Source organism: Nocardiopsis sp. SBT366 (assembly GCF_001083815.1).
GTDB classification, from domain to species: Bacteria; Actinomycetota; Actinomycetes; order Streptosporangiales; family Streptosporangiaceae; genus Nocardiopsis; species Nocardiopsis prasina.
In genome coordinates, this window is sequence record NZ_LAVM01000003.1 from 1 (window position 1) to 24282 (window position 24282).

16 protein-coding genes and 1 pseudogene are annotated in these 24282 nt (G+C 71.4%); 7 read left to right on the forward strand and 10 right to left on the reverse strand.

Annotation, left to right across the window (positions count from 1 at the left end; all coding sequences use genetic code 11):
• Positions 1-114, reverse strand: a pseudogene (locus ADX84_RS25885) (PAC2 family protein); the annotation flags it as partial.
• Between the two features lie 582 nt (positions 115-696).
• Between ADX84_RS25885 and ADX84_RS25180 the strand changes: the two are divergent.
• Complete coding sequence (locus ADX84_RS25180; RefSeq protein WP_156207999.1) at positions 697-1272, forward strand: DUF4145 domain-containing protein; 576 nt, start codon at positions 697-699, stop codon at positions 1270-1272.
• A gap of 362 nt (positions 1273-1634) precedes the next feature.
• Here ADX84_RS25180 and ADX84_RS01380 read toward each other — a convergent pair whose 3' ends face one another.
• Complete coding sequence (locus ADX84_RS01380) at positions 1635-2597, reverse strand: peptidoglycan-binding protein (RefSeq protein ID WP_049566075.1); 963 nt, start codon at positions 2595-2597, stop codon at positions 1635-1637.
• A 298-nt stretch (positions 2598-2895) separates the two neighbouring features.
• Between ADX84_RS01380 and ADX84_RS26210 the strand changes: the two genes are divergently transcribed.
• A complete protein-coding gene (locus ADX84_RS26210) occupies positions 2896-3045 on the forward strand; it encodes a hypothetical protein (RefSeq protein WP_199776442.1) in 150 nt (49 codons plus the stop codon).
• Here the strand turns inward: ADX84_RS26210 and ADX84_RS01385 are convergent.
• The 3 genes from ADX84_RS01385 to ADX84_RS01395 all read right to left on the reverse strand — a co-directional run bounded on the left by ADX84_RS01385 (position 2994) and on the right by ADX84_RS01395 (position 8911).
• The gene (locus tag ADX84_RS01385) at positions 2994-5357 is read right to left on the reverse strand and encodes a bifunctional SulP family inorganic anion transporter/carbonic anhydrase (RefSeq protein WP_049566077.1); all 2364 of its coding nucleotides are present in this window, start codon (positions 5355-5357) and stop codon (positions 2994-2996) included. The genes ADX84_RS26210 and ADX84_RS01385 overlap by 52 nt on opposite strands.
• A gap of 315 nt (positions 5358-5672) precedes the next feature.
• Positions 5673-7958, reverse strand: a complete 2286-nt coding sequence (locus ADX84_RS01390) for a hypothetical protein (RefSeq protein WP_049566080.1) — start codon at positions 7956-7958, stop codon at positions 5673-5675.
• Between the two features lie 359 nt (positions 7959-8317).
• Complete coding sequence (locus ADX84_RS01395; protein WP_049566082.1) at positions 8318-8911, reverse strand: YbhB/YbcL family Raf kinase inhibitor-like protein; 594 nt, start codon at positions 8909-8911, stop codon at positions 8318-8320.
• A 270-nt stretch (positions 8912-9181) separates the two neighbouring features.
• Here ADX84_RS01395 and ADX84_RS01400 point away from each other — a divergent pair, with 270 nt between their 5' ends.
• Complete coding sequence (locus tag ADX84_RS01400; protein ID WP_049566085.1) at positions 9182-12463, forward strand: BTAD domain-containing putative transcriptional regulator; 3282 nt, start codon at positions 9182-9184, stop codon at positions 12461-12463.
• An 88-nt stretch (positions 12464-12551) separates the two neighbouring features.
• Here ADX84_RS01400 and ADX84_RS01405 read toward each other — a convergent pair whose 3' ends face one another.
• On the reverse strand, positions 12552-13379 hold the full coding sequence (locus ADX84_RS01405; protein WP_026129339.1) for an ABC transporter permease: 828 nt from the start codon (positions 13377-13379) through the stop codon (positions 12552-12554).
• A complete protein-coding gene (locus ADX84_RS01410) occupies positions 13376-14350 on the reverse strand; it encodes an ATP-binding cassette domain-containing protein (RefSeq protein WP_049566089.1) in 975 nt (324 codons plus the stop codon). The genes ADX84_RS01405 and ADX84_RS01410 overlap by 4 nt, the downstream gene beginning before the upstream one ends.
• Positions 14351-14485: 135 nt before the next feature.
• Between ADX84_RS01410 and ADX84_RS01415 the strand changes: the two genes are divergently transcribed.
• Together ADX84_RS01415 and ADX84_RS01420 are read left to right on the forward strand one after the other, a co-directional pair.
• The gene (locus tag ADX84_RS01415) at positions 14486-15067 is read left to right on the forward strand and encodes a PH domain-containing protein (protein ID WP_199776443.1); all 582 of its coding nucleotides are present in this window, start codon (positions 14486-14488) and stop codon (positions 15065-15067) included.
• Positions 15068-15927: 860 nt separating this feature from the next.
• Entirely contained in the window at positions 15928-17469 is a 1542-nt protein-coding gene (locus ADX84_RS01420; protein ID WP_049566092.1) for a PH domain-containing protein, read from the forward strand.
• 112 nt (positions 17470-17581) lie between these two features.
• Here the strand turns inward: ADX84_RS01420 and sepH are convergent, their stop codons facing one another.
• A complete protein-coding gene (gene sepH, locus ADX84_RS01425; protein WP_049566094.1) occupies positions 17582-19039 on the reverse strand; it encodes a septation protein SepH in 1458 nt (485 codons plus the stop codon).
• A 568-nt stretch (positions 19040-19607) separates the two neighbouring features.
• Between sepH and ADX84_RS01430 the strand changes: the two genes are divergently transcribed.
• Entirely contained in the window at positions 19608-20771 is a 1164-nt protein-coding gene (locus ADX84_RS01430; RefSeq protein ID WP_049566096.1) for a hypothetical protein, read from the forward strand.
• A 27-nt stretch (positions 20772-20798) separates the two neighbouring features.
• On the opposite strand, the gene ADX84_RS01435 is transcribed toward ADX84_RS01430, so the two are convergent.
• A complete protein-coding gene (locus ADX84_RS01435; RefSeq protein ID WP_049566099.1) occupies positions 20799-22097 on the reverse strand; it encodes a D-arabinono-1,4-lactone oxidase in 1299 nt (432 codons plus the stop codon).
• Positions 22098-22228: 131 nt separating this feature from the next.
• Here ADX84_RS01435 and ADX84_RS01440 point away from each other — a divergent pair, with 131 nt between their 5' ends.
• Positions 22229-23260, forward strand: a complete 1032-nt coding sequence (locus ADX84_RS01440) for a ferrochelatase (RefSeq protein WP_082206240.1) — start codon at positions 22229-22231, stop codon at positions 23258-23260.
• Between the two features lie 71 nt (positions 23261-23331).
• Here ADX84_RS01440 and ADX84_RS01445 read toward each other — a convergent pair whose 3' ends face one another.
• Positions 23332-24180 carry an oxaloacetate decarboxylase gene (locus ADX84_RS01445; protein WP_049566101.1) on the reverse strand — a complete coding sequence of 283 codons (849 nt, stop codon included), beginning with the start codon at positions 24178-24180 and terminating at the stop codon, positions 23332-23334.
• Between the last annotated feature and the right edge of the window lie 102 nt (positions 24181-24282).

A 24282-nucleotide genomic window follows, 5' to 3' on the forward strand; every position in this document is an offset into this window, starting at 1 on the left:
GATGGCGTAGCCCACGAAGTCGTGGTCGTTCTCCCCGAGGCGGTACTCCAGCAGCGCGGAAGCGCTGGCGGGCACCTCGACCCGGCCGATCCACGGGGTGTGTCCCTCGATCAGCAAGAGGCGGGGGGGGGGGGGGGCGTGTTGGTGTACGCGAGCAACCAGAGTGCGCGGAGCGCGGTTGCGGGACGCCCAAAGGGTGTCCGGCGGTAGGCGCGCCATCGGGCGCTCCCGCCAGCGTTCCGCGCGGGGCGCCCGAGCGAGCCCCGCCGAGCCCAGGAAGACGGGCACGGCGGTTCGTCACAGGGAGAATGCGAACCAGGGGCAACAACAGTCCAGGAGACACAGGGGGTGTGGTGGGCCGACAGGACGGCCAATCCGAGCAGCGCGGAGACTCCCAGACGTCCAGGGCCAGCAGCAGCCAGGAGGCGGGAGGCAGCACACGGAAGATGAAGCCTTAGAGGGGCGCAGAAGGCAGAGAAGAATGCGGGAGGCAGAGGTGGAACGATAGGCGAGTTGGCGCACTCAGGTGTGAGGTGCTTGGCGCGATCAAGCACCTCCTCTCGGAGATATCACCGTCTTCGGCTACATAGTACTCATTTGGTCGAATGGAACTCTTATGAGTACTTTCTTCTTTTATGAACACGTATCACCGCATCCTGTCGTGTCCAGGTGCCCCTCTGGGTATAGGATTCCCGTGTGAATTGGATCGAGTTCTCTTCTTCCGTTATTGGGTATATCATTTCATGGCCAGTTGTGGTATTTCTTGTTGTCATGATATTTCGCGAGCCGATATCCGATCTTATTGCAAACGTGAAAGCCATCAAGAGTCCCATTGGGGACGCTGAGTTTGGTCGTGAGGTCAAGGAGTTGGAGGAGCAGCAGCGAGAGCTCTCATCCTTGCCTCAAGAGAAACATGAACCAGACGACCCCTTCTCTCCCGCTGACCTCTATGAAGAAGTGGCCCCGATAGCGGAGCACTCTCCTTCGGCGGCGGTAGTTGAATCATGGAGGCGTATTGAGCAGGCCTTGGTAGATTTGTGCAAGGCCAAGGGGGTGGAAGTTGAAAACCCAAGGCGCACTTATGATGTATTGCGCCAGCTCGGTGAAAATAACATATTCACGTATGAGCTTTCCAGGCACCTGGACAGTTTGCGTAGGACGAGAAACAGCATCGCGCATAGCAGTGAGCAGCCCACCACCGGCGAAGCTATGGCCTATGTAGATGTTGCGAGTTCCGCCTATGCAGAAATTAACAACCTGAGTAGGGACTAAGATGATCTATTTGGAGTCGGCGTAGGGTGCGTGGAGGCGACAAGCAATGAGTGGCCAGAGTCCCAGGTCGCTGACTCATCGGCCTGGAAGCCCGAGATTGGCCGTTCGCCCGGTCTGCTCCCACGCATGTGGTGAGTTCGTGTTTGCTCTGTGCTTGCTCGGAGAGTGGGGAGCACCGAGGAACAGGGAGAAGCCGCGAGACCTGTCATTGCAGGTGCCGCGGCTTCTGTGGGTTTCGGTCGAGGTCAGCGGAACGGGCGTGGTGGAATCCGGCTTACCGGCCGACTCCCTCTCCTCCACGTCTCCTGGGTCCGCTGTCCGGGTGCTCGGCCCCGGGTCCGGGCCGGGACCGAGCGGCTCACTCAACCCACCAGGGCCCGCCAGGTGAGGGGACCGGCCTCACCGTCGACGACCAGCCGGTTGACCCGCTGGAACTCGCGGACGGCGGTGTTCACGACCGGCCCGAAGTTGCCGTCGACCACCAGTCCGGCGCTGCGCTTGTTCATCGCGCTCTGGAGCGCTCGCACGTGGGATCCGTCGCCGACACCCTGCTCGAGTTCGTACACCAGGTGGGGCCAGGTCCTCGGACCGACCTGGCCGTCGGCGACCAGGCCTTTGCCCCGTTGGAAGGCCCTGACCGCGTTCACCGAGGTCGGGCCGTAGTAGCCGTCGGCCACGAGGGACGTGCCGCGCTGGGTCACCAGGTGCTGGATGACGGTGACCGTCACCCCGTTGGCCTCGGGATCCACGCTCGGCCAGCCGCCGCCCAGCTCCACGCCCCGGTTCCGCATGAAGGGCACCGGGTTGGTGACACCGCCCAGGCGCCCGGCGTGGGTCTCGAAGTGCAGGTGGGGGCCGGTGACGTTGCCGGTGGCGCCCATGTCGGCGATCCGCTGGCCCGCGCTGACCCGCCCGTTCAGGGCGACCCGGTAGACACTCAGGTGACCGTAGTAGGTGTACACGTTGTTGCCGTGGGAGACGACGATGGCCTCGCCGGTCCGGCCGGGGAGGCCGCCTCCCCAGGACCGGCCGACCACGGTTCCGGCGGCCGCGGCGTACACGGCGGTGCCGGTGCTGTTGGTGACGTCCTGCCCGGCGTGGGTGCTGCCACCCCGGGGCGCACCGAAGTGTCCGCCGGTGGGGAAGTGGCCCAGGGCGGGGTTGCACCAGGAGGCGTTCATCGCCGACGCGGCGTGGGCGGTGCCGCCCAGGCCGGTCACTGCCGCCGCGGCACCCAGTGCGGTGCCGAACAGCATGCGGCGTGACCAGGGGGTGGGTTCACAGGCGCGGGGGTCGCAGACGGGCGCCGTGCAGGATTCGCACATCTTCTCTCCTGTGAAGGAACCTGCCGAAGACGGGGGTTCGAACGGATGGTTTCCTTCGGTCCCCTGGAGAGTAGGGTGCGCGATCCGATTCGTACAGGGGGGTTGGCGGCACTTTCGGCCGGACTCGAAGGCCTCGGGGACACATTCCTGATCGCCATGGTGATGGCCGGATCGCCTTGTGGGGCGGTAGATTGGCCCTTGCGCTCCGTACCCCGGGAAGCCCCGGAGCGCGAACGCCCGTGGGCCGACCGGGGTCGACGGCCCGACGGGCATCCGCGTTCACGGGAATGGGTGACTCTTGTTCGACTCCACCGCCTTCTGGGTGGTCCTCTTCGGCCTGCCGATCCTGGCGATCGTGGCGATCATCCTGCTCGCCACCTACCAGGCCTCAGGTGTTCAGCAGGACGGACGGGACGACGCACCCGACGACGACTCGTCCAGCGACTGACCCTCGGCGGCTTCCTCACGAGGGTGCGGTACGGCCTCGGGCACGTCCTGGACGCCCTGAACGGGGGAGAACTCCCCGGTCTCGGCGTCCAGCAGGTGCACCTTGGCGGTCTCCAGGTCGTAGTACATCCCGGACAGCGTGAGCTGCCCCGACTCCACCCGTTCGCGCACGACCGGGTACCCCATGAGGTTGCCGAGCTGCTCGATCACGTTGGCCTGGGCCAGTCGCCGCAGGGCCTCCGACGCGGGCAGTCCCGCCAGTTCACCGTGGTCCGCCCCTGCTCGGCGCAGGCTCCCCTGTCCGTTGGCCAGCCACCGGCGGATGTGCGAGGTCTCCTCCTCCACGGGCCCCTCGTGCGCTCCCTCGGCCAGGGCGCGCATCGCCCCGCAGTGTGAGTGCCCGCAGACCACGATTGAGGGCACCCGCAGAACGTTGACCGCGTACTCCACGGCCGCACCGGCGGAACCGTCTGCGCTGCCGTGCCGAGGCACCAGGTTGCCCATGTTGCGCAGGGTGAACAGGTCGCCCGGGCCGCTCGCGGTGATCAGGTTGGGTACCACGCGCGAGTCCGCGCAGGTGATGAACAGGGCCGTCGGGTTGTGGCGGTGCGAGAGGCGGCTCATCACCGCGCGCATCCGGTCCGCGGTGCTGGCGTGGTACTCGCGGGCCCCGGCGGTGAGCAGCCCCAGCGGGTTCACCGCCAGGTCGGCGCCGGAATCACGGCGCATGTCCCATGGGGCCCACCAGCGGCCCTTGGGGATGGTCTTGGCCGCCGGGGCCGACCTCTCGGAGCTGCGCGCGTACCAGTTCTCGTGGACCTCGTCGATGTCGACGCTGCCGCCGGTGCGCTCGTGGTCCACCCGCCAGGCGTGGATGGCCTCGAAGGCGGCGTGGTCCATGAAGTCGACGTGCAGGTCCAGGTCGACGCTGGACCCCTCGGGAATGGTCCGCAGCACGTGTGCCAGCCGGGGAACCCCGAGGAAGGTGAGCGATCCGTGCACGGTCACGTGCACCCGGCCCGCGCGCTCCTCGGTGACCACGGTGAGCTTGGTCAGGCGGCGCAGCGACACGATCATCGCGAGCGCGAAGCCGATGAACACCCCCTCCAGCAGCCCGATGAACACCACACCGAACAGGGTCACCAGGTAGACGCTGGCCTCGTGGTGCTTGCGCAGGTCGCGCAGGTGGGCCAGGGACACCATCTGCACGCCGATGAAGACGAGCAGCGCGGCCAGGGCGGGCATCGGGATCAGCTCGACCACGTGCGCGAAGAACGCGACGAACAGCAGGATCCACACACCGTGCAGGATCGTGGAGAGCGGGCTGCGGGCCCCGGCCCGCACGTTGGCGGTGCTGCGCACGATGACACCGGCGATGGGCAGACCGCCCAGGGCGCCGCTGACGGTGTTGGCCGCGCCCTGCCCGCACAGTTCCCGGTTGAGCTGGACCCGGCGGCCGGTGTGCAGCCGGTCCACCGCGATGGCGGCCAGCAGCGACTCCACGCTGGCGACCATGGCGACGGCCGCCACGGCCAGGGCGATGCCGTGCCACTGGCCGGCCTCGGGCAGCATCGGTCCGTTCCAGGCGTCGGCGAGGGAGCTGGGCAGGGCCACGGTCTCGACCTCCCAGCGGCCGAGGGTGGCGATGATGGTGGCGGTGCCCACCGCGACCAGCGCTGCGGGGATCATCCCCGGCCGGACCTTCCCGATGGCGGGCAGCCGGTTCCAGCCGAACATGATCGCGATGGTGATGACGCCGACCGCGACCGCGGCGGTGTGGTTGTGCGCGATCTGCTCGGGCAGGTCGGCGATGTTGGCCAGGGCCGAGCTCTGCGGAGCCCCTCCCAGGACCACGTGGAGCTGGGCGAGGGCGATGGTGACTCCGACCCCCGCGAGCATGCCGTGCACGACGGCGGGGGAGACGGCGAGGGCGGCCCGCGCGATGCGGAACGCGCCCAGTGCGAGTTGGACCAGCCCGGCCAGCAGGGTGATCAGGCAGGTGACCCGCCATCCGTAGGTCATGATCAGGTCGGCGACGATGATGGTGAGTCCGGCGGCCGGGCCGCTGACCTGCACGACCGATCCGCCGACCAGACCGGCGACGATACCGCCCACGATGGCGGCGATGATTCCGGCGATCAGCGGGGCGCCGGAGGCGACCGCGATCCCCAGGGACAGGGGGACGGCGACCAGGAAGACCACGAGGGAGGCGCCGAAGTCGGCGGCGACCCCCTTGCGATCCGTGTGGGTCCCGGGCCGTTCGGAGGTGGTCTCCGGTCGGCCGGGTGGTGCTCCCTGGGCGTCGTTGCGCATGGTTACTCCGTTCGGGTTGGACCAGGCAAGGCGAATGCGTAGGCGCACGGGGACGGCAGAGTCCGAACGGGGGGTACGTGGCTGAACGCGTCACGACGACGAGACCGCGAAGGGTGCTTCGTCAATAACTAACTGTAGTCAACGAGAATGACTGTGTGTTACGGACTGTTGTGCTGTTGGTGACCATTTTCCCGACTTCACATGTACGCGGGGACGAACCAGGACAGAAAAAACCCGAGGCGGCGGGGGTTACCCGCCACCTCGGTGGTGTGAAGTGGTGATGGCGTCCGTCGCGCCGGGACGGTCCGCGGTGACCTAGCGGAACCGACCGTCCTCGTAGCCGCCCTCGTAGTGCTCCTGGTCCGGGGCGGGGCGGCCGTAGGGCGCCTGCCCGTAGGGGCCCTGACCCTGTTGCTGTCCGGTTCCGCCATGGCCGTTGGTGCCCTCCGGGGGAGGCGGCTGCCACCCCTCCACCGGCGGGTACCCGTAGTCGGGTTCGGGCCGCTGCGGCGCGAACCCGCCCCTCATCGGGTCGTTGTAGTCCGGTCCTCCGAAGCCGCCCTGGCCGCCGTGGGGCTGCTGACCGTAGGGGTCGCCCTGCTGGGTGTGTCCCGGGAACGTGGTCGGGAGTTCACCGCGCAGCTGGTCCGCCGGGTAGGCGCCGGTCGGGTAGGCGGGCCCTCCATAGGCGGGACCACCGTGGCCGCCGACCGGGCCGCCCGGTCCGGGAGGAACCGGCCCCTGTCCGAACGGGGAGGGCTGACCCGCATGGTGACCCCCGCCCGGCACCGTCGGCTGACCCGGCTGAACCGGCTGGCCGAAGCCGCCCGAGTCGTCCTGCCCGCCCCACAGTGGGGCGTTCGAGCCGCCGGGGACACCGGGCGTGTTCTGTCCGGGCAACCCGTTCTGGCTGCCGAGTCCGCCTTGGTTGGGCATTCCGGACTGGTAGTCGCGGGAGTGCGCGCCGGTGTCGTAGGGGCTGCGCTGGTGCGTTCCGGTGTCGTACTCGGAGCGGGTGAAGGAGTCGGTGTCGTAGGTGGGGCGGTGGTGGGTTCCGGTGTCGTATTCGGGTCCGCCGAGTCCGCCTTGGTTGGGCATTCCGGACTGGTAGTCGCGGGAGTGCGCGCCGGTGTCGTAGGGGCTGCGCTGGTGCGTTCCGGTGTCGTACTCCGACCGGGAGAAGGAACCGCTGTCGTAGGACGAGCCGGGCGTGAACGAACTCGCCGCGTACCCACCGGTCAGGGGATCGGTGGAACCGGGGAGCTGGTGTCCGGGGACGGACGGGCCGCCCATCGGCTGACCCGGCGCGGGCTGCGCGCCGGTGCCGGGAGCGGAGTGGGCGCCGCTCGGCCCCCCGTGACCCGATCCAGCCCCGAAGCCGCCCAGCGAGGACAGGTCGGGGCGCTGGTGGGCCCCGGTGTCCATGCTGGACCAGATCGGTGAGCTCAGGTCGCCGCCGCTGGCCGGGGTCGGACGGAACCCGGGGTCCAGGGGGTCGGAGGAGACGGGGACCGCCCCGCCGACACCGCCACCGGGACCCGTGCCGCCGGTCAGGGGCGGGTAGTCGGAGCGGTTCGTCGAGCCGCCGTCGTACGACGAACGACCCTCACCCAGCGGACCGCCACTCGGGTTGCCGCCGCCCAGCGGTCCACCACTGAGCGGGTTGCCACCCGGGTTGCCGCCGCCGAGGGAACCGTCACCCAGTGGGTCCTGCGCGACCGGTTCACGCCGCTCCGCGGGCCGGATCGGTTCGCGGCCCTCGAAGGGGTCGCCGGTCGAGGGGGGACGCGGGCTCCAGGAACCCGTGCCCAGCGGGTCGTCGTTCAAAGAGGAGGGGGAGGGAGCCGCGGCCCGTGCTGGAGGGAGCCCCTGCGTGAGGGGCAGGCCCTGCGTGGGGGGCAGACCCTGGGACGGCGGCAGCGCCGCCGGGCCCTGTCCCAGCCCCTGCTCGGGCGGGTGCTGCTCCTGGTGGCGCGGGGCGTGCTCCGGAGGCGTGGGCGTGTTGCTCTGCCCCAGGCTGGCCAGCATCGCCAGGTCGGTGGGGCCTGTGGGGCCGCGCTCCGGCTGGGCGGGGGGCAGGGCACCCGTCCCGGCGGGCGGGGCCTGGATGATGGTGTCCTGTCGCGCCGAGACCCGGTCGTCCTCGTAGTCGTCGTAGTCGTCCGCGTAACCGTCGTCGTCACCGGGGCCGGCGCCGGGGTCGGGGGCGTCCGCGCGCCCGCCGGAGCGGGCGGGGGCCGCGTCCTCGTCGCTCAGACTCGACCAGAAGTCGTTGTCGGAGAGCCCGTCGGAGTCGTCCTCCCAGTCCACACCGCGCTGGCGCTTGCCCTTGGGACGCCGTTCCGCCCTGCCCCCGGCGTCCTGGCGCGATCTGCGGGACCTGCCCCTCGGGGCGGTCCCGTCGTCCTCGGGGTCGTCGTCCCGCTCCCGCCGGTCGCGCCGGTCGTCGCGGTCGTTGTCCTCGACGTCGTCGTACTCGTACTCGTCGTCGTAGTCGTCCTCGCGCGAGCCGATGCTGAGCGCGCGCATCCCCAGGAGGAGGAGTACGAGCACGGCGAGCACGACGATGACGGCGGTGATGATGATGACGGTGACGGTCATGGTGTACGCACTACCTTGGGGAGGTCGGCCGCGCCCGGGGAGCGCCTGGGACCGGCCTGGCGAGTACCGGTCGGGGGTGGGAGGCGGAGGCCCGGTTTCGCGTGGACCCGACGTGCCGGGGCCCAGTGGCTGTCAGGGCGCGACCGCCGGTGATCCGACGCGGTCTCGGGGCAGGGTGCCGCGGGGCGGTTGGACGGGAATCGGTCAACTGAAATGGGGTGAGGGGCACGGACCCACTGTATGCGCTGTCGCGCGCTGTGTGCAGAGGGCGACGGGTGCTTCCTCAGTTGTTCCCCGTGCCGTCGGTCGGACGGGTCCGCCCGGTTCCGGGCGAGGGGAATCGCTGATTATGACCCATTTCACTCGCTGTTGGTGAGCAGGGTACCCCGGGCCACGGCCTGGTTCGCGATGGCTTCCAGGGTCAGGTCCAGCGCCGCCCCCTCAGGCAGGTCCAGGTGCCCCTCCAGGGCGTACACGGTGAACCGAAACTCGTGCACGTCGCTCTCCTCGGGGCAGGGAGCCCCGTAGGCGGCGTCCCCGGCGGTGTTCTGCCCCTGCTTCGCGTCGCCCGGGACGGTGTTCTGCCGCAGCTCGACCAGCTGGGGGTCCAGGTCGTAGACCATCCAGAACACGACGGCGGCGCTCGGGTCGTCCACCACCAGCGCGATCGAACCCACGTCGTCGGGCAGACCCGACCAGCTCAGCGGCGGCGACACCGGCTCGCCGTCGGCCTCACACGAGTACGCGGCGGGCAGGGGCTGCCCCTCCTGCATCATCGGGCTGGTCACGTTGATGTCGGTCGGCATCTCACCGCTCAGCTCCGAGGAGACCCCGCAACCGGTCGACGCGAGCAGGGCGGCGCCCACCGCCACGGCACCCGCGCGGGTACCGGGGGAGGTTCGGGGCACACCGTGCGCGGCGGTGGTCCGGAGGGAAGGCAAGACCGGGAACAATGGGGCTCCTGCTGGACTTTCGGGCCAAAAGGCGAGACTCGAGGTACGTCGGACCGGGCGCGGGGGGACCCCGGGCCGGTCACGGAGGAACCGTGCGCACGAGCACCTCGACGGTCGGCGCGACACGGTCCTGAGCGAACCCTACTGCGATCGGCCGCGACCACGGCATTGCGGACCGTTCACGGACCGGCGTCGCGAGGGTGTCCGGGCCCGCTCGCCGCGACCCGGGCGCGACGCCCGGTCGCCCACGGGATCGGTGATGATGGGTCGGTGCGGTTCTCCATTCTGGGGCCCCTCCAGGTGCACGACACCTCCGGAGAGCCCCTCACCATCGGCGGCGCCCGCCTGCGCGCCCTCCTGACGCTCCTCCTGCTCCGCCCCGGCCAGCAGGTGTCCACCGAACAGCTCACCGACGCGATCTGGGGTGAGGACGCCCGCGTCGCCTCGGGCAACGCGCTCCAGGCCCTGGCCTCGCGCCTGCGCCGCGCCCTGGGCGGTGGCGCGCGTCTCCATGGTGACGCCTCCGGCTACCGGCTGGAGGTCGCCCCCGGCCAGGTGGACCTCCACGAGTTCGAGGAGCTCGCCAGGCACGGGCGGGAACGGCTCCTGGCTGGCCGACCCAAGGAGGCCGAGCGCGCCCTGTCGGCGGCCCTGGCCCTGTGGCGCGGACCGGCCCTGCCCGACCTCACCGCCCACGGCGTGGCCGAGGACATCGCCCTGCGCCTGTACGAGGCCCAACGCACCGCGCGCGAGGACCACCTGGAGGCCCGGCTCGGCCTCGGCCGCTTCGTGGAGGCCCTGCCCGAGGCGGAGGCGCTGGCCGCCAGGGATCCGCAGCGCGAACGCCCCGTCGAACTCCTCATGCGCGCTCTGGCGGGCAACGGACGGACCGCCGACGCGCTGGCCGCTCACGAGGCCTTCCGGGCGCGTCTGGCCGACGAACTCGGCTTGGACCCCTCCGACCACCTCCGGCGGGTCCACCTGCGGCTACTGCGCGGAGAACTCGTGCCCGACGGCTCCGCGCCGGCGCAACCGCAGCCGCCAGCGGTGGTGCGCCTGCCCCGGCCCCTGACCGGATTCGTCCCCCGCGACGCGGAGGTGCGTGCGGCGGTGGACGGCCTCTCGAACGCGCGGTTGGTCACCCTCACCGGCCCGGGTGGCTCGGGCAAGACCCGGCTGGCCGTGGAGGCCGCCGCCCACCTGGCCGAACACGCACCGGAACTCGCCTCCGGAGGTGTGTGGTTCGTCGGTCTGGCCCCGGTGCGTCAGGGCGCTGACCTACCCGACGCGCTGGCCACCGCCCTGGACCTGCGCGGGCAGGCCGTCTTCCAGACACGCGCCGCCGTGCTTGCGCTGTCCCCCCTCGAACGGGCCGTCTCCTACCTGGGGGAACGCTCAGGGCTGGTCGTGCTGGACAACTGCGAGCACGTGGTGGACGCCGCCGCCCGCCTGGTCGAGGTCCTGCTCACGCGCTGCCCTGACCTGCGCGTGCTCGTCACCTCCCGGGAACCCCTGGGAGTCGGGGGCGAGATCCTGCTGCCGGTGCCCTCGCTCGACCAACCGCCCGAGGGCGCGGAGGTGGAGGAGGTGCGGAGCTACCCGGCCGTGACCCTGTTCTCCGAACGTGCGCGGGCGGTGCTCCCCGGCTTCACCGTCGACGCCGACAACGTGGGCCACGTCGTCCGGATCATCCGCGAACTCGACGGCATGCCGCTCGCGCTGGAACTGGCTGCCGCGCGCCTGCGCGCGATGTCGCCCGCCCAGCTCGCCGACCGTCTCCGGGACCGGTTCCGCCTGCTCACCAGCGGTAGCCGCTCGGCGCTGCCCCGCCACCGCACCCTGCGGGCGGTGGTCGACTGGAGTTGGGAGCTGCTCGACGAACCCGAACGCCGCCTCCTGCGTCGCCTGGCGGTCATGCCCGGCGGCGCCACTCTGGAAGCGGTCGAACGGGTCGGCTCCGATCCGGACGGCCCGGACGGGACCGTGGCCGGGCACGACGTCTGGACGGTCCTTTTCGCCCTCGTCGACAAGTCGCTCGTGGTGGCGGAGAACCCCGAGAGAGAGGACACCCCCGCCCGCTACCGGCAGTTGGAGACCGTCCGGGCCTACGCGACCGAACGCCTCACCGCCAGCGGCGAGGAGGAGCGCGTCCGGGACACGCAGGCCCGTTACGCGCGCGACCTGTGGCGTCGGGGCGACCCCGAACTGCGCGGCCCCGGCCAGCGGCACTGGTTGGCCCGGCTCGGCGCGGAGTCCGACAACTGCGTGGCGGCCTTCCACTGGGCGGTGCGGCGCCAAGACACATCCCTGGCCCTGGACCTGGTGGAGCACTCCCAGTGGTACTGGTCCCTGGACGAGCACTGGCAGCAGACCGCCCGGTGGTCCCGTCAGGTCCTGGAGCTGGTGGGGGACTCTCCTCCTGAGGGACACGAGGTGGCCTACGCGAGCTGCCTCTTCCACCGTTCGGGGGAGATGGACGCGGGCCGTGCCACCGTCGTCGAACGCCTCGGCCGGGTCGAGGAGGTTCTGGCGGGGGCCGGGCTCCGGGCCGAGGACCACCCCGTGCTCATCCTCTGCCTGGTGTACCGATCGATGACCGACGGGTACCCGGGCGGCCGGTCCCGCGCGCGCCTCGAGGAGAGCCTCCGGGATCAGAGGGACCCCTGGGCCCGGGCGATGACGCACCTGATGCTCTCGCTCCTGGACGGGGTCCACGGCGATGCGCGCGGGGCCGTGGAACGGGCCACCACCGCGTTGGAGTCCATGCGTGAACTCGGCGACGTGTGGGGGCAGTGCAACGCGATCGTGCACCTGGTGGACGTGGTCCGCTACACCGACCTGGAACGCTGCCGCCGCCTGCTCGACTGGGGGATCGTCCTGGCGCAGGAGGGCGGGCTGGAGGGGGTCGTCGCCATGTTCCGTACCCGGCGCACCCAGATCCTGGTCGACCTCGGTGAGGTGGCGGAGGCCGAGCTGGACCTCGAGCGGCTCCTGGGGGGTTCGGCCGAGGACGAGCACCTGGTGTCCCTCCGGCTCACCCAGATCCAGTGGCTGTGCGCCGCCGGACGCACGGTCGAGGCCAGGCGCCTCCTGGAGGAGACCGAACCCTCCGTGGCCGCTCTGGGCGGCTTCGCCCTGGCCTACGTCGAACCCGCGTGGCGGGTGCAGGCCGCCGACCTCGCCTGGGCGGAGGGCCAGACGGAGCTGGCCTGGCGGGAGGTGGGCCGAGCCTGGTGGCTGGCCCGGTTCGGGCTGGGACCGTTCGGCGCCGACGTCCTGGACACCATGGCGTCCATGGTGGCGGGGGAGGAACCGGAGTGGGCCGCGCTCATGCTCGGTTACGCCGCCCAGCTGCGGGGGGTCGCCGACACCGCCACGCCCAAGGGACGACGGGTCCGCGAACGGCTGGAGGAGGATCTGGGCGCGCAGGGGTTCGCGCGTCGGCTCGCGGAGGGCGAGGGCAGCGATCGGGATGCCGCTCGGGACCGGGTGGCGCGGTGGCTCGCCCCGATCGTCCCGGACGACGTCGACCTCGGTGACTGGGCACCGTGAGCACCCGCCCGGCGGAGCCCCCAGCCGTTGGGCCGCGCCCCGGCGCGCTGGACGCCGCCTCACACGGCGGCGCCCAGCGGCCCGGGGATCAGGTGCGGCGGCGGTAGGCCCACACGGCCAGCGGGAAGAAGATCGCCGTGATCACCACGGTCCAGAACAGGGTCCAGGCCACGGGAGCGGCGGCGTCACCGCCGAGCATGAGCCCGCGCATGGCGTCCACCACGTGCGTGACCGGGTTGTTCGCCGCGATCGGAGCCAACCAGCCCGGCATGTTGTCCGGAGCGACGAACGCCGAACTGCCGAAGGTGAGCGGGAACAGCAGGATCATCCCGAACGACTGCACCGCCATCGGTGTGCGGACGAGCATGCCGACGAAGGCCGACATCCAGCACAGCGCGAATGCGAACAGCAGGATCAGGGCGCTGGCGGCCAGCACACCGAGGAACCCGCCCTCGGGGCGGAAGCCGATCGCCACGCCGACCAGCATGACCATGACGACGGTGATCGCGTACCGGACCAGGTCACCCAGGATCGCGCCGATCAGCGGGGCCGAACGCGCGATGGGCAGGGACCGGAACCGGTCGAAGATCCCCTTCTCCACGTCCTGGCTCAGGCTGAAGCCCGTGCCCATCGTGGCGAACACCACCGACTGCGCGACGATGCCGGGCATGAGGAAGTCGCGGTAGCTCTGCCAGTCGCCCATCATCGCCTGTCCGAAGACGAAGACGAACAGGGTCACGAACATCACCGGTTGGAGCATGAGCCCGAAGACCTCTTCGGGGTTGGCCCGGATCTTCAGGACACTGCGCCAGGTGAGCTGGAGCCCGTGCTGGACGGTTGTGAGAGGGGAGATGTGCGCGGGCGCCACCGGCGCGCCCTCCTGTGCCGACCTCGGCCGGGTCGTCACGGCACTCATGCTGGGGTCCCTTCGTTCGCGGGCTGACCTGCGGTCTCGTCTTCGGCGGGGTGGCCGGTCAGGGCGAGGAACACCTCGTCCAGGCTCGGCTTGCGCAGGGAGAGTTCGGCGACGGCCACGCCCTGCTCGTCCAGGCGGCGCACCGTCTCGGGCAGCACGCCCACGTCGGTGACCGCGACGCTGGCGAGCAGCCCGTCGGTCGTCACCGGTGAACTGGTGACGGCCTCGACGATCCGGGTGGCCAGCGGCAGCTGCGCGGGGTCCACGGTGCGCAGTTGCAGCACCTGGTTGCCGGCGTGGTTCTTCAGCTCCTCGGGAGTGCCCCGGCTGATCACCTTGCCGTGGTCCAGCACGATGATGTCGTCCGCGAGCTGGTCGGCCTCCTCCAGGTACTGGGTGGTGAGCAGGACGGTCACGCCGTCGGAGACGAGGTCGCGCACCACGTCCCACAGGCCGTTGCGGCTGTGCGGGTCCAGACCGGTGGTCGGCTCGTCCAGGTAGAGCAGCGCGGGGCGGCCCACGAGGCTCGCGGCCAGGTCCAGGCGGCGGCGCATGCCGCCCGAGTAGGTCTTGGCGGGGCGGTCGGCGGCGTCGGAGAGTCCGAACCGCTCCATCAGCTCCCTGGACCGGGCACTGGCACCGGCGCGCCCGAACCCGAGCAGGCGGGCGATGAGCACCAGGTTCTGGGTACCGGTCAGCTCGGCGTCGACCGCCGCGTACTGGCCGGTCAGGCCGATCTGGCGGCGTACCTCGTGTGGTTCGCGCACCACGTCGTGGCCGCCGACGGTGGCGTGTCCGGCGTCGGGCCTGAGCAGGGTGGAGAGGATGCGTACGGTCGTCGTCTTGCCGGACCCGTTGGGTCCCAGGACGCCCAGTACGGCCCCCGCCCTCGCCGTCAGGTCCACTCCGCCAAGGGCGGTCTTGCCCTTGAAGTGCTTGACCAGACCCTCCGCGCGGATGGCGTCAGTCATTGGTCCTCCGTTTCAACGTCTGTCCCCAAGTGTGCCGACCTGCACTGACAGAACGCTGACAGCATGGTTCGCCCCGCCCTGACATCATTGGTGCCCGCCGTGGTTCGGGTGGGACGTCCTAGACTCGTGCACGTGATGAACACCCCGCCCCACGACGCCATTCCCCCCTCGGGACAGTTCCCCGATCCGCCCGGACCGGCCGGGACCGCGCGGCTGCGACCCCCGTTGCGCATGGTGAGCGGGCGTGCGATCGGAGTGTGGACGCTCCGGCTGCTCTTCGGCGCTGTCTTCAACCTGGTCCTGTTGAGCCTGGTGGCCTGGGCCGCGAGCGCGGCCCCCTGGGGCTGGATCCCCGAGTGGGCCTCACACAACGCCTGGGCGCTGCCGGTCGCCTACTCGGTGTACGCCGTGGCCAAGATCGCGATCGTCCCGTCCTGGCGGTACCGGGTGCACCGCTGGGAGGTCGCCGACGACGTCATCTACACCCGTGAGGGGTGGATCAGCCGCGCCTGGCAGCTGGTCCCGGTCAACCGGCTCCAGACCGTGGACCACACCCAGGGATGGCTGGAACGGATCTTCGGTGTGGCCACACTGCAAGTGCAGACCGCCTCCTACGCCGGTTCCTCGACCATCGAGGGGCTGGACGCCGACGAGGCCCGCAGGCTCAGCGAGGAGCTGGCCGTGCGCGCCGGAACGCTGCGGGACGACGCGACCTGATGGACGAACAGCACGGACGCCACGAAGAGCACGCGCCGGACGGGCCTGACGGGCCTGACGGGCCGGGCACGCCGGACGGGCCCGGCCTGGACCCCGCCGGTTCCGACTCCGGCGCGGCCGGGGGAGCGAGCCCCTGGGTCGCCCCGGGCAGCACCCCCTCACAACCCCCGACTCCACCGGCCGGGCGCGGTTGGGCAGCCCCCGGGGCGGCTCCCCGCCACGGCTCGGAACCGTGGCCGGTGGACCGCCGACGCGGGTCCCAGTCCTGGACCGCGAATCACCCCGGGCAGGGTGCCGACCAGCCCGGGTCGCAGTCCTGGACCGGGAACCACCCCGGGCAGGGTGCCGACCAGCCCGGACCCGGATCCCACACCGGGCCGCCCGGACACGGCCCCGTCCAACAGCCGGACGCCGGTCCTCACACCGGGTCCGTTCCCGGACCCGTCCCGGGACCGAACCCCTGGACCGGCCGTGACCCGGGACCCGGGCAGGGGCCGGGCGCCGCCCCGGGGGCCTGGTCAGGCCAGGGACCCGCACCCTGGCAGGGCGGTGAGCCGGTCAACCGCCCCGGCGACGCGGGCTGGGGCACGGGCGGTCCGGATCCCGGCCAGGGCCCGCGGCCCGCGCCCTGGAACCAGCCGTACCACCAGAACCCGCCGCAGCAGCAGCCCCCGCAGCCGCAACAGCCTCAGCCGCAGGGCGGTGGACCGTACCCCTGGCACCCCGTGCCTCCGGGGCAGGTCACTGGCGGAGGGACTCCCGGTGGCGAGACCTCCCGTTCCTGGTGGGGAGAGGCGCAGCCGCCCCCTCCTTCGACGGGGTTCGGGGCGGAGCGCGCGCAGAGGCTCAGTCCGCGCACCATGGTGGTCGGGCCGATCAACCAGCTCAGGAGCCTCCTCCTTCCGGTCCTCGTCGGGCTGGTGCTCGGGGGCTTCAACCCCTGGCTGCTGGCCGCCGCGGGGATGGGCGTCGTCGTGCTCCTCGTCGGCGGGTTCGTCACCTGGCAGACCTTCCGCTACGAGGTGGGTGCGGACCGGGTCGAGATCAGCAGGGGCCTGATCCGGCGGTCACGGCGCACGATCCCCCTGGAACGGGTGCGGGGGGTGGACGTCACCAGCTCCCTGCTCCACCGCCTGCTGGGTGTGGCCGTGGTCCGGATCGAGGCGGCCGCCGGTTCGGCTGCCGGGACCGAGGACGGCAAGCTCGACGCGGTCTCCGCCGAGGAGGCCGAGCGGCTGCGCCGGGTCCTGCTGCACCGCAGGGCCGTGCTCACCGAACAGGGGAGCGGCCAGGAGCCGGCCGTGCCGGGTGAGTCCGGTGGTGGCGGGGGAGCCCCCCTCACCGACGGTTCCGCGACCACGGGTGCGCCCTCGGGAGACCAGGCCCCGGACGACACCGTCACGCACTTCACCATGCCCCGGAGGTGGTACCTGTACGGGGCGCTCAGCCTGGGCTACCTGCTGACGCCGTTCGTGGTGTTGGCGACCCTGTTCGGCATGGTGCAGCAGTCGGCCGGGCAGATGGTGACCGACTTCTTCATCGACTGGGTGACCACGGCGGACCGTGCCTTCCTCGTGTTGTTCGGGGCGGTGTTCGCGGGTGTCCTGGTGTTGCTGATGCCGGTGTTCGCGGTGGTCTCCTACGCCATCACCCACTGGGGCTTCTCCCTGAGGGATCGGGACGGGTCGCTGGTCGCCGAGCGAGGCCTGTTCACCCGGCGCAGCGTCACTCTGGAGAAACGGCGCATCAGGGGGTACGAGCTGCAGGACAACCCCCTCGAACGCACCCGCGGAGTGGTGGGGCTGCGCGCCATCGTCACCGGCCTGGGCGACGCCGCGACGCGCGCCGTGCTCCTGCCGGTCGGCCCGAGGTCGACGGTGGAGCCGGTGGTGGACCGGGCGCTGACCCTGTTCCGGGGACGACTGGTCCGCCACCCCCGCGCCGCGTTGTTCCGGCGTCTGACCCGCGCTGTCCTGCCGTTCGCGGCCGTTGCCGTGGTGGCCGTGTACTTCGACGTCACCTGGCTGGCCGTGGGCGCCGGGGCCCTGGCCCTGCTGGGCGTGCCCCTCGGGATCGACCGCTACCGCTCACTGGGGCACGGCTACGACGGCGAACGGGTGAGCGTGCGGTCGGGTTCGCTGTCCCGTTCGCAGGCCACGGTGGAGCGGTCGGCGGTGATCGGGTGGACCTGGACCCAGACGCTCTTCCAGCGCCGCTCCGCGCTGGCCAACCTCCAGGTCACCGTGGGCGCGGGCACGGGAGGCTACACCGCGCAGGACGCCGCGCTCGACGAGTCCGTGGCCTTCGCCGCGCGGATCACCCCGGAGATGGTGCGGCCCTTCCTGGCCACGGAGGAGCACCTGCCCGGTGACGCCGGGGCCGGGGAGGCACGCCGGGTCTGAGGCGTCTGACCAGTGGGAACACAGCAGTGAGGGGCGGTCGCACGATGGCGACCGCCCCTCACCGCTGTTCGCCCCGGCCCCCGGAACCACTGGTCCCCGGGGCCGGGCTGGCTCACTCGCTCTTCTTCGAGCCGAACATGATCTCGTCCCACGAGGGCACCGAGGCCCGGCGCCCCCGTCCCTTGCGCTTGGCCGCTCCGCCCGCCGGGGAACCCGTCGCTGCCGTCGGGACGGCCGGGGCCGGGGCCGGGGGCGCCTGGTCGGCGGCGCGGCGCGGCGTGCCCTTGTCGTTGAGGTCGATGCTGGCCCGGCGGCGGCGCGGACGCTGCTGCGGGTCCTCGGCGGCCGCAGTCTCGGCCGGTTCCACGTGGGGCGCGGGCGCCGGTGCGGGCCGGGTGTCGAGCCAGTCCGGTGCCGAGGGCGGCTCCGGAGGCTGACGGTACTCGTGGGGCTGGACCTCGTGCCTGAGCGGTTCGGGGCGCGCCGGGGCCTCGTGGGCGGCGGCGCTCTCCTCGAAGACCGTTCTACGGGGCTCGGGGCGCTGTGGTTCGTACCGCTGGGGCTCGTGGCGCGCGGGCGGAGAGTCGACGGGCTCGGCGTACCGCCGCGGGGCAGCCGGGTCCGGTCGCTGCGCGGCGTGCCTCGGGGCCTCGGGCCGGGGCGCGGCCGGCGGCATCTCGTTCCGCTGGCCCGCGAACCTGTCGCCGGGCGCCTCGAAGGCGCGCCGGGGTTCGGGCTCCTGACGCGGGGGCGCCTGACGGCGGCGCTCCTCGCGGATCGGAACCCCGAACTGATCGGTGCCGGACGGATGGGACACGGGGCGCAGGGGTTCGTCCAACGGCGTGTCCTGCGCGGGTGACAGGCGGCGCGGGGCGACGTGGTCGGGGCGTCGCTCCGCGGCGGACTGCGCGTCCAGGCGGGGCAGGTCGGTGGGTTCGCCGCGTCGCGGTGAGAAGGGTGTGACGTTGGTCCCGGGGGCCGGTACGGCGTCCAGGGGCTCGTTGGAGGAGAACCGGGCGGCCTCCTCGTCGGCGGGTGTCACGCTGTTGTGTCTGGGCTCGTACAGCCAGTGGGCGACCCGTTCGTCGCCGCCGTGCAGGAAGACCAGCTTGAGCTGCCAGGAGCGGTCCTCGCGCTTCCACGAGTCCCACTCGGCGTCGCCGGTCTCCAACTGGTGGGCGCCGATCCGCTTGCTGACCACCTCCTCCAGGGAGGGGCCGGGTCCGGTCTCACCGTGTGAACGCACGGTGGCCCGCTGGGCCTGCTGGGCGATGTACCCGCGCTCCTGGAGGACGGGTCCCTCGAACCAGCGCACCCGTTCGATGGGTATCCCGGAGATCTCGGAGATGGCCTCCGCGGTCTCGCCGGACCGGATGCGGGCCTGGATTTCCTTGGGGCGCAACGGATTCTCCACTTCGATCTCGTACTGGCCGAGCCGGGAGAACTGGCCGCGTACCGCGGCACGGAGGCGGTCGTCGACGGGCAGCATGAAGCGGGTGCCACGACCGGTGCTCGAGAGCACCAGGTAGGTGCCGTCCTCGCTCACGGCCACGAGGCGAAGCTCGTGCATCGCCCTCCCTTTCGCGTCCCGTCGAGGGTCGATCCGGTGGACCTTCCCCCGCGTTCTCCAAGTCTGGTCGGCCGACAACGGTTCGGCCAGTACCGCGCCCGGCATGTCCGAACTGTGCCCGCCTCCCGGCCCGTGGTGGACACCACGGTGGGAGCCGCCCCGGGGCCGGGGCTCTTATGGTCACTTCCGGTGCCAATCTTGACACGGTGAACCTTCCGTGACCGGGAGCGATCGTGGGGGAATGTCGCGGATCCCGCACGAAGGCTCCGCCGTGATGGTATCTCGGGCGCCTCGAATCCCCCCAGGCCCGGGGAAAACTCCGATCTCGGCCGAGTCCGAACATGACGCACCCCCTGGTTCGCAACTCGACACGCCGTTGGATGCCACACAGTGATCATTCCAATTTCATGGCGTTATCAGCGGCCAGTCGCCCGTAAGGTGAAGTTTCCACTTATGGGCTGTTTGCGAAGTTTGGGGTGCGCGGGTGTGTCCGTCCCCGCCACACACCCATCCCACGAACCAGGTGCCCCGCCGCGCTGACCGCGGCCGACAGAGGGGGGAGGGCGCGATGCCAAGACCCGATCACGAGGACGAGTCCGAGGCGCGAGGGGAGGACCCGGAGGAGCGCGGCAGGAGGAAACGCATCGACCTGAGCGTGGCCCAGGTCGCCGGAGCCGGGGTCGCGACGCTGACCGCCGCCACCGCCGCCTCCTACCTCAACGTCTACGGAACCGTCATCGGCACCGGCGTCATGGCCGTGCTCAGCACCAGCGCGGCGCCGATCATCCAGCACTGGATCACCCGTAGCGGCGAGCAGGCCAAGGGCCTGGCGGAGAAGAAGGCCGCCCAGCACACCGTGGCGCGCTCCCTCGTGGACACCGACGCCGAGGCACGCACCGACGAACAGCTGTCGGGGTCCGAGACGGCCGAGTCCGGTCAGGCCGGTATCGGTCAGACCGGGTTCGGGACCACGGGCGCGGCTCCCGGCACGACCGGTGTCGCGGACACCGGCTTCCCCGGGGCGTTCGACTTCCCCGAGGACGACGACGCCACCCGCACGATGGCCATGCCCACGGTCGGGCGCGACCTTCCGGGCCAGACCATCGCGCACGGCTTCGGAAACCCCGAGGACCCCACCCTGCTCAGCGGCCCCACCGAGGTGGACGCCACCGAGTTGATCCCCTCGGTGGGCGGCCGCACCGGTCGCCTCGCTGCTGCGGCCGACGACGAGGGCGCGGACGATGAGTCCGGCGCGGACCGCCCCAAGCGCGGTTGGCGCGCGGTGGCCATCTCCGCGGCCGCGGTGTTCACCCTGGTCATGCTGGTGATCCTGACCTTCGAGCTGATGACCGGGCGCTCGCTGACCGCATGGACCCAGGGGCAGGATGAGCCCACCTCGCCCTCGCTGTTCGGCGGCCACTCCGCTCCGGCGCAGGTTGAGGAGGACACGTCCGAGACGCCCGAGACCGACGGCGGGGACCAGCCCACCGATGAGGGCGACACCGGGACCCAGCTGCCGGAGACCGAGCAGCCGGTCGGTCCCGAGACCGACACGCCCCCGGTCGAGACCGAGCCCGAGGCGCCCGGCGGTGGACAGACCGACCCGACCGGTCCCCCCGTGGACGGGGGAGAGCCGGAGGAACCGGGCGGTGGAGAGGCCCCCGACCCCGGGTCGCGGCCCCAGCCCGAGGGCGAACCGGCCCCCGAGCCCGCCACGACCCCGGTCGGTTAGGCCGCCCGCCTCAACCGGCGACCGGCCTCACCCGAACACCTTGTCGAGGTAGGCGTTGCCGAAGCGGCGGTGCGGGTCCACCCGGTCTCGCACCGCCAGCGCCTCACCCAGGCGGGGGTGGACGGCCTCCAGGTAGGCGCGGTCGCGGGTGTGCATCTTGCCCCAGTGCGGACGGCCGCCCACGGAGGTGAACACCGCCTCCATGTCGGCGAAGTACCTCTCGTAGGGCGTCCCCTGGTACATGTGCACCGCCACGTAGGCGGTCTCGCGCTCGTACGCCGTGGACAGCCACACGTCGTCGGCCGGGGCGAACCGCACCTCCACCGGGAAGCTGACACGGTGGTCGCCCCGGTCCACGATGGACCTGGCCTCCCGGAGCACGTCCACCAGGTGCTCCGCAGGGATCGCGTACTCCATCTCCACGAAGCGCACGTCGCGCACCGAGGCGAAGACTCTGTGCGAGACGTCCGTGTAGCTGCGCGCGGACAGGGCGCGCGAGCTGATCTGGTTCACCGTGCGAACGGCCGAAGGGAAGCGGCGGCACACCCGGTTGATCCGGTCGAAGACGGTGTTGGACAGGAAGTCGTCGTCCAGCCAGCCCCTGAAGGCCGACAGCGGCTCGGCCGGGCCCTCGGAGACGTTGTTGCGCTTGGTGTTGGTGTTCCCGGTGTGCGGGAACCAGAAGAACTCGAAGTGGTCGTTCTTCGTGCGCAGCTCGGGGAGCCGTTCCAGCACCTCGTCCAGGGGCATGGGTTCCTCCTGGGCGTGCAGCAGGAAGGCGGGCACCACCGCGAAGGTCAGCGCCGTCAGCACGCCGAACGCGCCCAGCCCCACCCTGGCCGCGTGGAACAGTTCGGGGTCGCGGTCGGCCGAGCACTCGACCACGGAGCCGTCGGCGAGCACCATCTCCAGCCCCACGACCTGACTGGCCAGGCCGCCCGCGTCCCGTCCCGTGCCGTGGGTGCCGGTCTGCACGGCTCCGGCGACGGTCTGCACCGCGATATCGCCCATGTTGGCCAGTGCCACACCCTCGGCGGCGAGGGCGTCGTTGAAGTCGCACAGGGGCATCCCCGCCTCGACGGTGGCGGTCCCGGCCCCGACGTCGATCGATCGGACGCGGGTCAGGGAGTGGGGGGCCAGGAGCAGGCCGTCGGTGACGGCCACGTCCGTGAAGGAGTGCCCGGTGCCGACCATGCGGACACGCAGGCCCTCCGCCGTCGCTGACGTGACGGCGGAGACGACGTCTTCGGTGCTGTTGGGGGTCGCCGTTCGGCGCGGGCGGGCCTGGTGGGTGTCGGCCCAGGTGTGCCACAACACATCAGTCATGCGGCGACATTACCCATCGGTCACTTGCGTGACCAGACCAGGAGTGTCCCTGGTCACGGAAGGTACGAAAGTCCCGTCACTCGGGCCGGGCCGGATCGAGGAGGTCGCGCAAAGCTGGTTTCATGAGGTGCATGAGGCCTTACGACGCGTTTCTGCTGATCTCCTTCGGTGGCCCGGAGGGCGAGGACGAGGTCATCCCGTTCCTGGAGAACGTCACCCGCGGGCGCAACATCCCCCGCGAACGGTTGGCGGAGGTCGGTGAGCACTACTTCCTGTTCGGTGGAGTGAGCCCGATCAACCAGCAGTGCCGGGACCTGCTCGCCGCGGTCACCACCGACTTCGAGACCAACGGCATCGACCTGCCGATCTACTGGGGCAACCGGTTCTGGGAGCCGATGCTCACCGACACCCTCGAGCGGATGCGCGAGGACGGCGTGCGCCGTGTGCTGGCGATGCCCACCTCCGCCTACTGCAACTGGTCGAGTCGGACCGCCTACCACGAGGACATCGAGCGCGCCCTCGCCGCGCTCGGTGAGGACGCCCCCGAGGTCGACCTGATCCGCCCCTTCTACGACCACCCCGGCTTCGTCGAGCCCCTGGCGCAGTACACCCAGGAGTGTCTGGAGCGGCTCCCCGACGACCAGCGGGAGGGGGTGCGTCTCCTGTTCTCCGCGCATTCCATCCCCACCGCGATGGCCGAGGCCAGCGGAGGCCCGGAGCAGGGCTACGGCGAGGCGGGAGCCTACGGTGCTCAGCTCGCCGAGGTCGCCCGCCTGGTGGTGGAGCGCCTGGACCGCGACTACCCTTATGAGCTCGTCTACCAGAGCCGCAGCGGCCCGCCCAGCCAGCCCTGGCTGGAGCCGGACGTCAACGACCGCATGGAGGAGCTGGCCACCGAGGGGGTCCCCGCCGTGGTGGTGGTTCCGCACGGGTTCGTCTCCGACCACATGGAGGTGAAGTTCGACCTCGACGTGGAGGCCCGCGAGACCGCCGAGAAGCTGGGGATCGGCTACGAGCGGGCGCTCAGCCCCGGCACGCACCCCGCGTTCGTGTCGATGGTGACCGAGCTGGTGCGTGAGTACACCGGCCGGACCGACGAGCGACGGCTGGCCGCCCTGCCGCGCTGCGCCGAGGCCGGCGGTCAGTGCTGCAAGCAGCGCTGACCACCGCTGCCCTGTGGCCGGGGCCCGGTGGCCGCCGTACCGGCACCGGACGCCCCGGTACGCGACCGGGATCAGGTTCCGAGCGCGAGGTAGTCCGTGGTCCGGACGATCTCCTCGCGCTCGGCGAACGACGCGAGTGAGTCCGCGACGGCCGAGCTGTCACCGTCGCGGACGATCGCCGCCAGCACGTCCTCGCAGGCCCTGATCACGGCCCTCTGGAGATCGGAGGGGATGATGACGAGGCGGTACCCCAGCTCGGCCAGGCGTTCCCTGGGCACGACCGGGGTCTTCCCCCCGTGGAACATGTTGATCAGCTTGGGCTCGGGGACCTCCCGGGCGATCAGCTCGATCTGCTCCACGCTCTCCGGCGCCTCGACGAAGATGACGTCCGCACCGGCGTCCAGGTAGGCGCGCGCACGCTCCAGCGCGGAGTCCACCCCCTCCGACGCGATCGCGTCCGTGCGGGCGATCACGACCAGGTCCGGATCGGTCCGCGCGTCCAGCACCGCGCGGAGCTTGCCCACCATCTCGACGGTGGGGACCAGGGACTTGTCGTCCAGGTGGCCGCAGCGTTTGGGGAAGGTCTGGTCCTCCAGGTGCAGCCCGGCCACGCCCGCACGCTCGAACAGGCCCACCGTACGGACCGCGTTCACGGCGTTGCCGAACCCGGTGTCGGCGTCGGCGATGACCGGCAGCGACGTCACCGCCGTGATCTGGGCCAGGCGGTCGGCGACCTCCGTCACCCCCAGCAGACCGATGTCCGGCACTCCGTGGCCGCGGGCGATCGCCCCACCGCTGGCGTAGACCAGTTCGGCCCCGCTCCGCTCGGCCAGCCGGGCGGTCAGCCCGTCGAACACCCCCGGAGCGACGTGGGTTCCGCCCCCGTCGACCATCCCGCGCAGACGTGTGGTCGCCCTCATGCCCGGGCCCCTCTCCTCGTGTCCAGGGCGGCGCAATCGCTGTGCACGCCCTGGATACCGCTTGTATACAATTCGGTCAGAGCTTGGCCCGCCAGGGTGGAC

Excerpts from the sequence above, each read along its gene's own strand:
- ADX84_RS01380 (WP_049566075.1), bottom strand. The coding sequence starts at position 2,597 with ATGTGCGAATCCTGCACGGCGCCCGTCTGCGACCCCCGCGCCTGTGAA.
- ADX84_RS01385 (WP_049566077.1), bottom strand. The coding sequence starts at position 5,357 with ATGCGCAACGACGCCCAGGGAGCACCACCCGGCCGACCGGAGACCACC.
- ADX84_RS01390 (WP_049566080.1), bottom strand. The coding sequence starts at position 7,958 with ATGACCGTCACCGTCATCATCATCACCGCCGTCATCGTCGTGCTCGCC.
- ADX84_RS01405 (WP_026129339.1), bottom strand. The coding sequence starts at position 13,379 with ATGAGTGCCGTGACGACCCGGCCGAGGTCGGCACAGGAGGGCGCGCCG.
- ADX84_RS01410 (WP_049566089.1), bottom strand. The coding sequence starts at position 14,350 with ATGACTGACGCCATCCGCGCGGAGGGTCTGGTCAAGCACTTCAAGGGC.
- ADX84_RS01415 (WP_199776443.1), top strand. The coding sequence starts at position 14,486 with ATGAACACCCCGCCCCACGACGCCATTCCCCCCTCGGGACAGTTCCCC.
- ADX84_RS01420 (WP_049566092.1), top strand. The coding sequence starts at position 15,928 with ATGGTGGTCGGGCCGATCAACCAGCTCAGGAGCCTCCTCCTTCCGGTC.
- sepH (WP_049566094.1), bottom strand. The coding sequence starts at position 19,039 with ATGCACGAGCTTCGCCTCGTGGCCGTGAGCGAGGACGGCACCTACCTG.
- ADX84_RS01430 (WP_049566096.1), top strand. The coding sequence starts at position 19,608 with ATGCCAAGACCCGATCACGAGGACGAGTCCGAGGCGCGAGGGGAGGAC.
- ADX84_RS01435 (WP_049566099.1), bottom strand. The coding sequence starts at position 22,097 with ATGACTGATGTGTTGTGGCACACCTGGGCCGACACCCACCAGGCCCGC.
- ADX84_RS01440 (WP_082206240.1), top strand. The coding sequence starts at position 22,229 with ATGAGGCCTTACGACGCGTTTCTGCTGATCTCCTTCGGTGGCCCGGAG.
- ADX84_RS01445 (WP_049566101.1), bottom strand. The coding sequence starts at position 24,180 with ATGAGGGCGACCACACGTCTGCGCGGGATGGTCGACGGGGGCGGAACC.